This is a genomic window from Streptomyces sp. NPDC030814 (genome assembly GCF_055572155.1).
On sequence record NZ_JBVIDX010000013.1, the window covers coordinates 171,740 to 184,980 of the forward strand.

The 13,241-nt window shown below is 72.0% G+C and carries 13 protein-coding genes; 4 read left to right on the forward strand and 9 right to left on the reverse strand.

Annotation, left to right across the window (positions count from 1 at the left end; genetic code table 11):
• Positions 1-231: 231 nt before the first annotated feature.
• The gene (locus ACZ43N_RS26545) at positions 232-1,794 is read left to right on the forward strand and encodes a CehA/McbA family metallohydrolase (protein WP_468100924.1); all 1,563 of its coding nucleotides are present in this window, start codon (positions 232-234) and stop codon (positions 1,792-1,794) included.
• A gap of 112 nt (positions 1,795-1,906) precedes the next feature.
• Positions 1,907-2,722 (forward strand): SAM-dependent methyltransferase, encoded by an 816-nt coding sequence (locus ACZ43N_RS26550; RefSeq protein WP_468100926.1) that lies wholly within the window; start codon positions 1,907-1,909, stop codon positions 2,720-2,722.
• Positions 2,723-2,754: 32 nt separating this feature from the next.
• On the opposite strand, the gene ACZ43N_RS26555 is transcribed toward ACZ43N_RS26550, so the two are convergent.
• Positions 2,755-3,576, reverse strand: coding sequence for an endonuclease/exonuclease/phosphatase family protein (locus tag ACZ43N_RS26555; protein WP_468100928.1), 822 nt, complete (start codon positions 3,574-3,576; stop codon positions 2,755-2,757).
• Between the two features lie 78 nt (positions 3,577-3,654).
• On the opposite strand from ACZ43N_RS26555, the gene ACZ43N_RS26560 reads away from it, so the two are divergent.
• Positions 3,655-4,050: a nitroreductase/quinone reductase family protein gene (locus ACZ43N_RS26560; protein WP_468100930.1), complete on the forward strand. Its 396-nt coding sequence runs from the start codon at positions 3,655-3,657 to the stop codon at positions 4,048-4,050.
• Between the two features lie 48 nt (positions 4,051-4,098).
• Here the strand turns inward: ACZ43N_RS26560 and ACZ43N_RS26565 are convergent, their stop codons facing one another.
• Entirely contained in the window at positions 4,099-4,638 is a 540-nt protein-coding gene (locus tag ACZ43N_RS26565) for a 2'-5' RNA ligase family protein (protein ID WP_468100931.1), read from the reverse strand.
• A gap of 61 nt (positions 4,639-4,699) precedes the next feature.
• Complete coding sequence (locus ACZ43N_RS26570; RefSeq protein WP_468100932.1) at positions 4,700-5,422, reverse strand: class I SAM-dependent methyltransferase; 723 nt, start codon at positions 5,420-5,422, stop codon at positions 4,700-4,702.
• Positions 5,423-5,612: 190 nt separating this feature from the next.
• Here ACZ43N_RS26570 and ACZ43N_RS26575 point away from each other — a divergent pair, with 190 nt between their 5' ends.
• A complete protein-coding gene (locus ACZ43N_RS26575) occupies positions 5,613-6,158 on the forward strand; it encodes a hypothetical protein (RefSeq protein ID WP_468100934.1) in 546 nt (181 codons plus the stop codon).
• Positions 6,159-6,360: 202 nt separating this feature from the next.
• On the opposite strand, the gene ACZ43N_RS26580 is transcribed toward ACZ43N_RS26575, so the two are convergent.
• The 6 genes from ACZ43N_RS26580 to ACZ43N_RS26605 form a co-directional block, all read right to left on the reverse strand.
• Entirely contained in the window at positions 6,361-6,912 is a 552-nt protein-coding gene (locus ACZ43N_RS26580) for an HAD domain-containing protein (RefSeq protein WP_468100936.1), read from the reverse strand.
• Between the two features lie 33 nt (positions 6,913-6,945).
• A complete protein-coding gene (locus ACZ43N_RS26585; RefSeq protein ID WP_468100937.1) occupies positions 6,946-7,728 on the reverse strand; it encodes a tetratricopeptide repeat protein in 783 nt (260 codons plus the stop codon).
• Between the two features lie 78 nt (positions 7,729-7,806).
• Positions 7,807-9,276, reverse strand: a complete 1,470-nt coding sequence (locus tag ACZ43N_RS26590) for an aldehyde dehydrogenase family protein (protein WP_468100939.1) — start codon at positions 9,274-9,276, stop codon at positions 7,807-7,809.
• Positions 9,273-11,003 carry an N-acyl-D-amino-acid deacylase family protein gene (locus tag ACZ43N_RS26595; RefSeq protein ID WP_468100941.1) on the reverse strand — a complete coding sequence of 577 codons (1,731 nt, stop codon included), beginning with the start codon at positions 11,001-11,003 and terminating at the stop codon, positions 9,273-9,275. Before ACZ43N_RS26595 ends, ACZ43N_RS26590 begins: the two co-directional genes overlap by 4 nt.
• A gap of 155 nt (positions 11,004-11,158) precedes the next feature.
• Positions 11,159-12,277, reverse strand: a complete 1,119-nt coding sequence (locus tag ACZ43N_RS26600) for an LLM class flavin-dependent oxidoreductase (RefSeq protein ID WP_468100942.1) — start codon at positions 12,275-12,277, stop codon at positions 11,159-11,161.
• 135 nt (positions 12,278-12,412) lie between these two features.
• The gene (locus ACZ43N_RS26605) at positions 12,413-13,168 is read right to left on the reverse strand and encodes an SDR family NAD(P)-dependent oxidoreductase (protein WP_468100944.1); all 756 of its coding nucleotides are present in this window, start codon (positions 13,166-13,168) and stop codon (positions 12,413-12,415) included.
• Between the last annotated feature and the right edge of the window lie 73 nt (positions 13,169-13,241).

Below are 13,241 nucleotides of genomic sequence, written 5' to 3' on the forward strand. Positions count from 1 at the left end.
CGGGCGAGCTCCCGCCCGGGGCAAAACGATCATCCTAGGGCGTCGGGTGCGGCGGACCACACCGAGTATCGGGCAACGACCCGTCGCGCCGGCCGACACACCGTCAGGGCCGCGTCGAAAACTGGCGATTCCCCTCTCTTGCCCCGCCGTTCACCACCGCATACGAAGGTGTCCCGGACCACCACTGCACCATCCACGCCACGTCACACACGACTACCCGGGGAGCAGCAGATGTGCGACGACCACCACGGCGACGCCCGCGGCGACGGGGACACGGGAAACGGGCTCGCAAGGCGCGCGCTGTTCGTGACGTCGGCGGCGGCCGCGCTTACGTTGGGAGGCGTGACCTTCGGCAGCAGCGGCGCGGCGGCCGCGGACGGCGACCAGGAGACCCGGACGATCCGGGGCACCCTTCCCACCGGTTCCCCGGACTTCGTGTACCTGCCGGTCGAAGTACCGGCCGGCGTACGCGAGCTGAAAGTCGCGTACGCCTACGACAGACCGGCCGTCCCGGCGGGCACGGCCGGCAACGCGCTCGACATCGGCGTCTTCGACGAACGCGGCACCGACCTCGGCGGCAGGGGTTTCCGCGGCTGGTCGGGCGGCGCGCGCACGGAGTTCTTCATCCGCGCGGACGAGGCGACCCCGGGCTACATCCCGGGCCCCGTCCGCCCCGGCACCTGGCACATCGCGCTGGGCCCGTACACGGTGGCGCCGCAGGGGCTGCCGTACGAGGTCACGATCACCCTGACGTACGGACCGCCCGGCGAGCGGGTGCGGCCCGTGTACCCGCCGGAGCGGGCCAAGGGCCGGGGCCGGGCCTGGTACCGGGGCGACTGCCATCTGCACTCCTGGTACTCCGACGGCCGCCGTACGCCCGCGGAGATCGCGGCGCTGGCGCGGGCCGCCGGTCTCGACTTCATCAACAGTTCCGAGCACAACACGCAGTCGGCGCACGCCCATTGGGCCGAGCACGCGGGTGACGACCTGCTGATCCTGCTGGGCGAGGAGGTCACCACGCGCAACGGCCACGTCGTGGCGCTCGGCACGGACCCCGGCACGTTCGTCGACTGGCGCTACCGGGCCCGCGACAACCGCTTCGGCACGTACGCCCGGCAGATCCGCCGCGCCGGGGGCCTGGTCGTCCCGGCCCATCCGCACGCCACCTGCGTCGGCTGCAACTGGAAGTTCGGCTTCGGTGAGGCGGACGTCGTGGAGGTGTGGAACGGCGGCTACTCGCCGGAGGACGAGGTCGCCCTCGCCGACTGGGACGGCATGCTCGTGGCGTCGGTGCGGGAGGGCCGCGGCTGGATCCCGGCGATGGGAAACAGCGACGCCCACCGCGACCCCGACCCGGTGGGGCGCCCCCAGACGGTCGTCCTCGCCGACGATCTGACCAGGGAGGCCGTCCAGGAGGGGCTGCGGGCCGGACGTTCGTACGTCGCCGAGTCGAAGGACGTGTCGGTGTCGTTCACGGCGTCGGGCGCGCGCGGGGAGCACGCCGGAATCGGCGAGCGGCTGAAGGTGGATCGCGACACACCGGTCACCGTCCGGCTGGAGGCGACGGGCACCCCCGGCTGTGTCATCCGCTTCGTCACCGACCAGGGGGTCCTGTTCACGTCCCCCGCGCTCCCGGACTCCGGCACGGGCTCCGCCCAGTGGCGGACGACGGCCTCGTACGCGGCGTACGTCCGCGCGGAGGTCCGTCACCCCCCGGTGGTTCCGGGCTTCCCCGGCCCGATGGCGGCGTTCACGAACCCGATCTTCCTCGGCCGACGACAGCAGCCGGCGTGAAGGCAGGGGGAAACCCTCGTACCGAACACCCGTGTCGGGCCTTAGGTTTGGCTCGACACAACACATGCGTCTGCAGGTGTGACGCAGCTGCCAGGTGGAGGAGACGGCGCCCATGACCGATCACGCGACCACGCCCGAACCCGGGGCGAAGGAGAAGGTCGACACCTCGGTGCCCGCCTCCGCCCGGATCTGGAACTACTGGCTGGGCGGCAAGGACAACTACCCGGTCGACGAGGCGGCGGGCGACGCGTACGCGGGCGCGTTCCCCGGGATCGTGACGATCGCCCGCAGCAGCCGGGCGTACCTGCGGCGCAGCATCCGGTACCTGGTGGAGGTGGAGGGCGTCCGGCAGTTCCTGGACGTCGGCACCGGACTGCCCACCGCCGACAACACCCACCAGGTCGCCCAGCGCAGCGCCCCGGACGCGCGGATCGTCTACGTCGACAACGACCCGATGGTCCTCGCCCACGCCCGCGCGCTGCTGTACTCCGCGCCGGAGGGGGCCACGGCGTACGTCGACGCCAGCCTCTACGAGCCGGAGAGGATCCTGGAGGCCGCCGCGCGGACCCTGGACCTGTCCAGGCCCACCGCGCTGATCCTCAGCGGCATCCTGGGCCATGTCGGCGACTACGACGAGGCCCGCGGCATCGTCCGCCGTCTCCTCGCCGGACTCCCCTCCGGCAGCTACCTGAACATCAACGACGGCTCCCGCGGCACCGACCCCGCCTACGAACGCGCCCAGGACGCCTACAACGAGACGGGCGCCGTCCCGTACTTCCTGCGCCCCGTGGAGCAGATCGCGGGCTACTTCGAGGGCCTGGACCTGGTCGACCCCGGCATCGTCTCGGTACCGCTGTGGCACCCGGACGAGGAGTCCGGCGACCCGAAGCCGATCGGCCAGCACGGAGGGCTGGGCCGCAAGCCGTAGGGCGGGGACGGCGGGGCCCGCCCGGTGTCGTCTCAGGTGGTGGCCGTCTCCGATCCCAGGTCGGCGGCCGCGTGGTCGGAGGGCCAGACGCCGTCGACCGGGGCGTCACCCGCCCGGCGGACGGCACGCACATGGCCGAGGCCGCCGCGCCCCGGCGGGGCGACGTGGATGTAGTCGACGCGGACACCGGGGCCGAAGGTGGGGGCGACATACGGGTTGGCCGTGTCCCAGGTGGCCGAGGGGGCGCCGGGGTCGGCGTACTCCCAGGCATCGAAGAACACTTGGCCCGGTACGGCGGGCGCGGTCCGGTAGCCGCCGAACAGCCGGACCTCGTCGGAATCGGGCCAGGCGTTGAAGTCACCGGTGACGACGGGCGGGAACGGGCCCTCGCCCCGGTGCCGGGCGACGAACTCGACGAGCGAGGTGACCTGACGGCAGCGCAGGGCCGAGGCGTCGGTGGCGGAGCTGAGGTGGGTGGTGAAGAACGGCACGGGCGTCCCCGGCGCGTCCAGCAGCGTGTACAGCGCGCCCCTCCCGCTGCCGTTCTCCGCCGTGGGCAGCCCGATGGACGTCTGCTCCCGCACGGGCCACCGGCTCAGCACGGCGTTGCCGATCCCGACGCGCGGGTCCCCGATCCGCCGCTGCCAGGCCTCGGGATCGCCGTACGAGCCCCATGCCCAGTGCAGGCCGAGCTCCCCGGCGAGCCACTCGGCCAGGTTCGTGCCGCCCTGCTCCCACACCTCCTGCAATCCCACGACATCCGGCCGCAGTTCACGCAGGACGGCGAGGATCGCCTTCTGGCGTTCCTGCCAGGGCCCGAACCGCCACCACACGTTCCACGTCACGACCCGCACCGGCCACCCACCGCCTCGCCCCGACACGATCCTGTATCCCGTCCCCCTACCTCCCACAGCCCGAGGAGAACCACACCGATGTCCCGCGATCCGGACCGCAAACAACGGGTTGTCACGGCCTTCCAACGCCACGTCGCCAACCCGGTCCTGCGCCGCGTACCGTTCCAGACCGTCCTGGAGACCACCGGCCGCGTCTCCGGCCTCCCCCGCCGCACGCCGATCGGCGGCCGCCGCACGGGCGACACGTTCTGGCTGGTCTCGGAGTACGGCGAGAAGTCCCAGTACATCCGCAACATCAAGGCCGACCCGTCGGTACGGCTCCGTCTGCGCGGTCGCTGGCACCACGGCACGGCCCACCTGCTCCCGAACGACGACCCCCTGATCCGCCTCCGCAGCCTCCCGAAACTGAACAGCACCGCCGTACGCGCCCTCGGCCGCGACCTGCTCACGGTCCGCGTCGACCTGCACGACTGAGCCGACGATGCCCCAAGGCCCCCAGAACCCCCGGGACATCCCAGCGGGTCAACGGAGCCCGAACGACGCCCGCCGCCGCCACCGCGCCCCGTCGTGGACCATGAGATCGACCGACGACACACGGGCGCTGACGGGAAGCCGTCCCCGGAGATCGGCCTCGACCTCCTCCAGCACGGTGTCGTCCTGCCCCTGCGCGACGGTCAGATGCGGCACCACCTCGGTGAAGCGCCCGCCGAACGGCGGGGTCTCGGGCCACCGCTCGGCGACCGCCTCCGTGAGCCGCCGGAACGGCCCGTCCGGGCGGGGGACGAGATACAGGATCCCGGGGAACCGCCCGCAGTGTTCGAACCTCGCGTCGAAGGAAGGATGCCGCCCGATCACCTCGGCGACGGCGGCGCAGGTACCGCCGTCGACACGCGCCTCGTCGAGAAAGGGAAAGAGCACGGTGACATGCGCCGGGACACCTGCCCGGGCCGAGGGGTCCAGCCGGTCCCGCCACGCCTGAACGGCGGGCTCCGCCGCGGGGACGCGCACGATGAGCCCCGTCTGCCCCGCCCGGAACTCGCCGGAATCGCCGTCGTTTCCCATCCCCCATGGGTATCAGCCCCTGCCCGAGGGGACGAGGACGCCCCTGCGTACGACGCCGTGATCACCGATGGGCGACAAACACGAACTCCTTGCCGGGCCGGTCCGGAGCGTCCCGTACCTCCCCCAGCGCAAAGCCCTGCGCCGCCAGGTCCGCCTCGACCTCCTCCCGCTCACGGAACCTCAGCGTGGAGTCGGAGGTCAGCTCCTGCCCGTTCGCCCGGAAGACGTAGTGCCAGCGGAAGGTCACCAGCGGCCCGTCGACCTCGATCAGGTCCACCCAGCTCTCGACCGCGCCGACTCCCGGAACGTCCGTCACACCGTACGAGTCGGCCCGGTTCCACCTCTCCCAGGCGCGCCCGGCCGGGTCCCGGGTCTCGAAGACGAATGATCCGCCCGGCCGCAGCGCCTCGAAGGCGCCCCTCAGCGTCCCCCTCCAGCCGTCCGCGTCCACGATCTCCTGAGCCGCGTTGGCCGTCATCGTGGCGAGATCGACCCGTAGCGGCGGCAACACAGTGGCGTCACCGTGGATCCAGCGGACCCGCTCAGCGCCGGGCTTCGCCCGCGCCACCTCCAGGGAGGCCAGCGCGGGGTCGACCCCCACCACCTCCACGCCCCGCTCCTCCAACAGCAGCGCGAACACGCCCGTCCCGCACCCGATGTCCAGCACGGTTCGCGCGCCCAACTCCTCCGCGAGCCTCAAATAGGTGTCCAGATCACTGCGGTCGGAGTCGAGAGCGTCGTAGATCCCGGCCAGCCGCCGGTCGTTGAAGATCTCGTCAGACATGTGCTCACAACTGCCCACGCTCGGGGCCAAGTCACGCCTCCAGGGGGCCGCCTTCCGGCCCCTCCCACCAGGCCCTCAAACCTCAGATCATCCTCTGAACTCGCTTGCGCATCTGGTTACTTGCCTCTCCCCGGTGCCACGATCGCCGTCTCGTCCGCCACCCGCGGACCGGACTCACGGGGGTAGTTCCATGTCACACCGCACCCGCTCCGCCCTCACCCTGCTGGCGGCGGCCGGACTCCTCGCCACCACCGCCTCCTGCTCGGCCACCGCCACCACGTCCGAGGCCACGGCGACCAAGCCGCCCGTGCGGTCGTCCGAGCAGCGCCAGGTGAAGCCGGCGGACGACCATGACGCGGCCGGAGGCTCCGCGCAGTCGGTGGGGTCCGTGGAGCGGGCGCCGGGTCTGGACAGCGGCGAGGTCCTCGTCCGTCAGCACGGGACGAACGACAGCCGGGTTCTGGAGTTCGGCAAGGCGGGGAAGGAGGACGGCGACGCCTTGGTCATCGCCGTGCAGTGCCACGGCAAGGGGCGGCTCACCGTCCGCCTGCGGCCCGCGGCCGTCGAGTTCCCCGTGAAGTGCCACGCCGGCGAAGTCAGCAGCACGTACCACCAGTTCGCCGTCTCCCGCGCGCGGGACGCCGGCACCGTCGCCGTCACCGCCACCCCGGGCTCCGTCCGCTGGTCGCTGACGGTCGGCCGGGCCGCCCCGGCGACCACCGGCCTCGCGCCGTAGCCGCCTCGCCCGGCGTTCGCCGGGGGGGCAGCGCGGCTCAGGGGTCCTTTCCCTATGAGCGTCCGATCAGGTCGCGTGGTCCGGTGCCGTGCATCGCAAGGCGCCGGAAGGTCCTCGTAGCGGAGCTACCAGGACCTTTGGGCAACGCGGCGAGGTGCGGTGCCAGACCACGCGACCCGGGCGGGCATGGTGAAAGGACCCCTTAGACGCCCTCGGCGAACTCCGCGAGCGCGGTGAAGTCCGGGGCGCGCAGCCCGAGCCGCGGGTCGATGTGCAGCAGCAGGGCGGGGGCCCTGTGGTGGACGGCCACATGGGCGCGGTCCCGGGTGCCGAGTTCGTCGTCTACCCAGGCGAAGGGGCGCCCGGCGGCGTGAGCGACCAGGTGGCGGGTCTTCCAGAAGAGTCCCGAACGATGGGGCCCGGTCGCAGGTGTGTCTCGCGGCCACTCCACCACGGGCAGTTCCGGGAGCCCGAGGACGGGAGAGATGAACGTGTTCGCCTCGCTGCCCCAGGTCGTCGCCCAGACCAGGTCGAACCGCGCGGCCAGGGAGCAAAGTTCGCGGCCGTGGTCCTCGTTGAGCCAGACCCGTAGCGGCTTCACCGCCGCCGGGGGCTCGCCCGGGTGCCGGGCCACCCAGCCGTCCGGTTTCATGCGGTGGGTGGTGTAACCGGCGGGTCGTCGTTCCGGCTTCGCCGCGTACGGGTTCAGCGGCCCGTCCACGTCGAGGTACAGGAGCGGGCGGGTCGTCGCCATGGCCTCGTGCCCTTCCCTGGATCGTGTCGCGCGCTACGCGCCGCTGCCCGCCTGTGCGTTCTGCCACTGGGTGAGGAGTCGGCGGGTGGAGACGGCGGTCGGGTGGGCGGTGCCGAGGGTGCGTTCCATGGCGGCGACGATGGCGGTCATCTCGTCGACGGCCGCCGCGTCGTCGGGGCCGGTGCGGCCGTGGCGCAGGATCGTGAGGGAGCTCCGGGCGATCAGGACGAGGTTGTGGTCGGCGCCCAGGTGCTCGGTGCCGGCGGCGACGACGTCCTCGTACGCCGCCTCGGCCTCCTCCGCGCGGCCGTCCTGGCCGAGCCACTCCGCGAGGCACTGCCGGGCCGCCAGGGTGTCGGGGTGGCCGGGGCCGAGGACGTGGGTGATCTCGTCGATCAGTTCGCGTATCGCGGTGAGGCGGTCGGGCAGGTTGCCCGTCTCGCCCCGGATCTGCAGGCTCAGCAGGCGCGTCGAGAGGGTTTCGGGATGGTCCGGGCCCAGGACGCGGGTCAGGTCCGGCAGGACGGAGTTCAGCCGGTGGAGGGCGAGGTCGGGCCGGCCGCGCGGCAGGCACATCGCCGCCGACAGGGCGCGGGCGCGCAGCACCGCCGGATCGTCGCCGCCGAGGCGCAGCTGCGCCAGCGCCACCGGGAACGGCACCTCCCGGTGTGCCAGCCGTACGAGGACGACGACCGCGCCCAGGGACACGAGCAGATGGACCCAGAGCATTCCGCCGATCGGCACGAACAGGGCGCCCACCCCGGCCACCACGAGCCCGCCCACCGGCCAACGCCATGCCTTCGACAGTCGCTGCATTCGAACATCATTGCGTCCGAGCAAGTCCGGCGGAAGAGAGCGGAGCCGGGCCCTGGCCACCGTCGTCCGGCCCGCCCCTCACCCAGCCCAGACGATCGCCTGCAGCTCGCTGTACGCGTGCAGGGCGTACGAGCCCACGTCGCGTCCCACCCCGCTCTTCTTGAAGCCGCCGAACGGCGCCTCCATGTTGCGGCCGACCGTGTTCACGCCGACGCCGCCCGCGCGCAGGCGCCGGGCCACGCGGAAGGCGCGGGCCACGTCGCCGGACCAGACGTAGTCGATGAGGCCGTAGTCGGTGGCGTCGGCGAGGGTGACCGCGTGCTCCTCGTCGTCGAAGGGCAGCACGACCACGACGGGGCCGAAGATCTCCTCCCGGACGACCCGCATGTCGGGTGTGCAGTCGGCGAGGAGCGTGGGGGCGACGTAGAAGCCCCTCTCGAGCGGCGGGCGTTCACCGCCGGTGACCACGCGGGCGCCCTCCTTGCGGCCCAGTTCGACGTACGACTCGACGCGGTCGCGGTGGGCCGCCGAGATCACCGGGCCGACGACCGTGCCCCGGGCGCGGGGGTCTCCGACCGGCAACCGCTCGGCGTACGCCGCCAGTCGGGTCACCACCTGGTCGTACACGCCCCGTTGCGCGAGGACCCGGGTGGGCGCGGTGCAGATCTGTCCGCTGTAGAAGGAGAAGGTCGTGCCGATGCCGGCCACCGCCGACGGCACGTCCGCGTCGTCGAATACGATCGCCGCGCCCTTCCCGCCCAGCTCCATCAGCTGGCGTTTCATGTCGCGGCCGCAGACCTCCGCGATCCTCCGGCCGACCGCCGTGGAGCCGGTGAAGCTGACCATGTCGACGTCGGGTGAGTCCACCGCCGCCTCACCGGCCCCCGGACCGGTGCCGCCGACGACGTTCACGACACCCGGCGGGACACCGGCCTCCTCCAGCGCCTCCGCCATGCGGTAGACGGACAGGGGGTCCTGGGGAGCAGGCTTCACGACGACCGTGTTGCCCATGGCGAGGGCGGGTGCGATCTTGCCCGCCGGGTTGGCCCAGGGGTTGTTGTACGAGGTGATGCAGGTGACGACGCCCACCGGCTGCCGGACGGCCAGGGCGCCCATGACCGCCGCCCTGCCGAACGGGCCCGCCTCGTTGACCTGGGGCGCGATCGGCTGCTCCGCCGCCTCCGGCCGGGCGTACCGCTGGAAGCGCGCGGCGGCCACGCCGACCTGCATGCCGCGTGCGGTGCCGGTCGTCGCGCCGGACTCGGCCCCGGCGAGGTCGGCGTACGGGACCAGCCGGTCCCGGATCAGCTCCGCCGTGCGGGCGAGGACGGCGGCCCGCTCGTCGGCGGAGATGCGCGACCACGTCCCGAAGGCCTCGCGGGCCGCGGCGGCGGCCGCGTGCACCTGTTCCCGCGAGGCCTCCGGCGCCAGCCCGACGACCCCCTCGGTCGCCGGGTCGATCACCTCGTGGTGCCCGCCGTCGGGCTCCACCCAGGAGCCGCCGATGAACAACCGCTGCCGCTCCGAGGAGCCCGCGCCGGTGCTCACCTCGTACTCACCGTCCGTGTGTCCCGCCCCGACCGCAGCACCTTGCCGGGCACCGCTCCGGTCACCACGTCGTCGCGGATCACCTCGACGCCGTTGACCCAGACCGCCCGTACGCCGAGGGCCTTGGAGTCCAGGCGTGGGCTGTCACCCGGCAGGTCGTGCACCAGGGTGGCCTTGCCGGCGTCGACCCGCTCCGGGTCGAAGAGGACGAGGTCGGCATGCCAGCCCTCCGCGATCCGCCCGCGTTCGCGGAGTCCGAAGAGCCGCGCGGGGTCGTCGGTCAGCATCTTCACCGCCTGTTCGAGGCCGACGAGCTTGCGGCCGCGCAGACAGTCCCCGAGGAACCTGGTGGTGTACGGGGCCCCGCACATCCGGTCCAGGTGCGCCCCGGCGTCGGAGCCGCCGAGGAGGACGTCCTCGTGCTGCCAGGTCTCGGCGCGCAGCGCCCAGGACGCGGGGTCGTTGTCGGTGGGCATGGGCCACAGCACCGTCCGGAGGTCGTCGGCGGCGCAGATCTCCACCAGGCAGTGGAAGGGGTCCTGGCCGCGTTCGGCGGCGATGTCCTGCACGACCCGCCCGGTGAGGCCCTCGTTCGCGGCGCTGTAGGTGTCCCCGATGACGTACCGGCCGAAGTTGGCGAGCCGCCGGAAGACACCCGCCTCCTTGCTGCCGGCCCGCCGCAGCAGCTCGGCCCGGACCTCCGCGTCCCGCAGCCGTTCGATCCGCTCGGGCACGGGCAGGCCCAGCACCGGGCCCCATCCGGGGATCAGGTTGAGTGCGCAGAAGGTGCCGAGCGACATGTTCATGGGGGTGAGGATCGGCATGGTCAGGGCGACCACCCTGCCGCCGGCCTTGCGGGCCCGCTCGCTGGCCTCCAGTTGCCTCGGCACCCGCTCGGGGACGGCCGCGTCGATCGTGAGGACGTTCCAGTTCAGCGGGCGTCCCGCGACCGAGCTCATCTCCACGAAGAGGTCGATCTCCTCGTCGCTGAACTGGTTGAGGCAGCCCGCCACGATCGCCTCGATCTGGGTTCCCTCGTGCTCGCCCACGGCCCGTGACAGGGCGATCAGCTCGGCCGGCCGGGCGTGCCGGGACGCCACCGGCTTGCCGTCGCCGTCGCTGTGCGACGACGACTGCGTGGTCGACAGCCCCCAGGCGCCCGCCTCCATCGCCTCGCGCAGCAGCCGGACCATCTCGGCCAGTTGTGCCTCGGTCGGCTGCCCGCCGATCGCGTCCGGCCCCATCACGTACCGGCGCAGGGCGCAGTGCCCCACCATGAACCCGGCGTTCACCGCGATCCGCCCGTCGAGGGCGTCCAGGTACTCCCCGAACCCGTGCCAGCTCCAGGGCGCCCCCTCCTCCAGCGCGACCAGCGACATCCCCTCGACCTTGGACATCATCCGCCGTGTGTAGTCGGCGTCCTCGGGGCGGGCGGGGTTGAGCGGCGCCAGCGTGAACCCGCAGTTCCCGCCGGCGACGGTCGTCACCCCGTGATTGAGGGAGGGCGTCGCGTAGGGGTCCCAGAAGAGCTGCGCGTCGTAGTGGGTGTGCGGGTCGACGAAGCCGGGGGCTAGGACGAGCCCGGCCGCGTCCTCGGACGTACGGGCCTCTTCGGTCACGTTCCCGATGACGGCGATACGGCCGTCGCGTGTCCCCACGTCAGCGGTGTACGCGGGCGCACCGGTCCCGTCGACGACGGTCACACCTTTGATGACATGGTCGAGCATGCCTCGCTCCTTCCGGGTGCCTGGTGACGATGTGGGTGCCGCCCGTGCCCTCGGGGGCGCGGGGCCGTGCCGTCAGGGGCGCGGGGCTGTGCCGGTGTGCCGCTCCGCCGCGCGGGCGCGACACGCCCTCACGAACCCGCGCCACCGCGGCGATCTCACCCGGCCGCCCTGAACCGCGACGTCCGGTGCACCGGGTCCGTGTCGATCTTCGGAATGACGTGCTCCCCGACCAGCCGGATCGTCTGCAGCGTCTCCTCCTTCGGCACCCCCACCGGCAGCCCGAAGCTCAGCTGGTCCGCCCCCGCCTGCTCCCACCGCTTGCACTGGGTGAGCACCTCGTCCGGGTCGCCGCAGATCAGCAGTTCCTCGGAGATGAGCAGCTCGATGAACTCCTCGTCGTACGGCGGCAGCGTCTGAGGCCACACCGGGAACCCCTCGGGACGGGGGAACGTGTCGTGGTAGCGGAACACGAGCGAGGGCAGATAGTGCAGGCCGCCGTTCACTGCGATCCGTACGGCCTCGTCGTGCGTGGGCGCGCAGATCGCCGTGGTGGTCACCATGACGTTGTCGTTGACGAAGTCCCCGATCGGCTCGGCGTCCACGACCGCGGTCTTGTACTGCTCCAGCACCCACTCCATGTCGGAGACCTTCTGCACGCTGAAGCCGAGCACGCCGAGCCCCTTGCGCGCGGCCATGGCGTACGACGGCGGTGACCCGGCGGCGTACCACATCGCGGGGTGCGACTTCCCGTACGGCTTGGGCAGGACCTTGCGCGGGGGCAGCGACCAGTGCTTGCCCTGGAAGCCGACGTACTCGTCCTGGAGCCACATCTTGGGGAACTCGGCGATGGTCTCTTCCCAGATCTCCTTGGTGTAGTTCATGTCGGTCACCCCGGGGATGAACCCGAGGATCTCGTGGGAGCCGGCGCCCCGGCCGCTGCCGAACTCGAAGCGGCCCTCGGAGAGGTGGTCGAGCATGGCGACCTTCTCGGCGACCTTCACCGGATGGTTGACCTGGGCGAGCGGGTTGAAGATGCCCGAGCCGAGGTGGATCCGCTCGGTGGCGTGCGCGAGGTAGCCGAGGAAGACGTCGTTGGCGGAGAGATGCGAGTACTCCTCCAGGAAGTGGTGCTCGGAGGCCCACGCGTACTTGAAGCCGGACCTGTCCGCCTGGATGACGTACTCGGTCTCCTCCATCAGCGCCTTGTGCTCCGCGAGCGGGTCGGTCTCGGCCCGCTTGCCCACGTACCCCTGTACAAAGAGCCCGAATTCCACGGAGGTTCACCGTCCCCACAGCCCGTGGCCGCGCCGGCGGCGCAACCGTTTCTGACAGAGCGTCAGATTCTGATACGGCCGACTGTTCCACCGGCCCCGTGGAGCGTCAATAGTTGATGGTCCGTCAGAACGAGTTCAGAGGAGACTGACCCCCGCCAGCCACCCGCCGTCGACCACGAAGGGCTGGCCGGTGATGTACGACGAGTCCTCGCAGGACAGGAACAGCGCCAGCCGGGCCACCTCCTCGGGCTTTCCGATCCGTCCGAGCGGAACCCGCTTGCGGTACAGCTTGTCGACGGTCTCCGCGGACACACCCTCGCCCGGATCGGTCATGGCGGTGTCGACGGCGCCGGGGCAGACGGCGTTGACCCGTATCCCCTTCGACGCCAGCTCCAGCGCGGCGACCCGGGTCAGGCCGACGATCGCATGCTTGGTGGCGGCGTAGGCGCCCACGTACGCCATACCGGTCAGGCCGGTGTACGAGGCCGTGTTGACGATGGTGCCGCCGCCGGCCGCCTCGATCTCGGGGGCGAGGGTCCTGACGCCGAGGAAGACACCGACCTGGTTGACCCGTACGACCTGCATGAACTCGTCGAGGGAGGTGTCGACGAGGGCGTTAAAACGCAGGACGCCGGCGTTGTTGACGAGCCCGTCGACCCGGCCGTAGGCATCCTTGGCGGCGGCCGCGGCGGCCCTCCAGTCCTCCTCGCGGCCCACGTCGAGGTGGACGTAGAGGGCGCCGATCTCCTTGGCGAGGGTCTCGCCCCGGTCGTCGAGGACGTCGGCGACCACGACCTGGGCCCCTTCCGCCCGGAACAGCCGGGCCTCCTGCTCCCCCTGACCCCGTGCGGCACCTGTGACGAGGACGACACGTCCGTCGAGCTTGCCCATGTGGACTCCCTTCGCGCGGCGTTGGCCGAGGTCAGCGTACCCGCTGTACTGACGGTCCGTCAGCTATGCACTG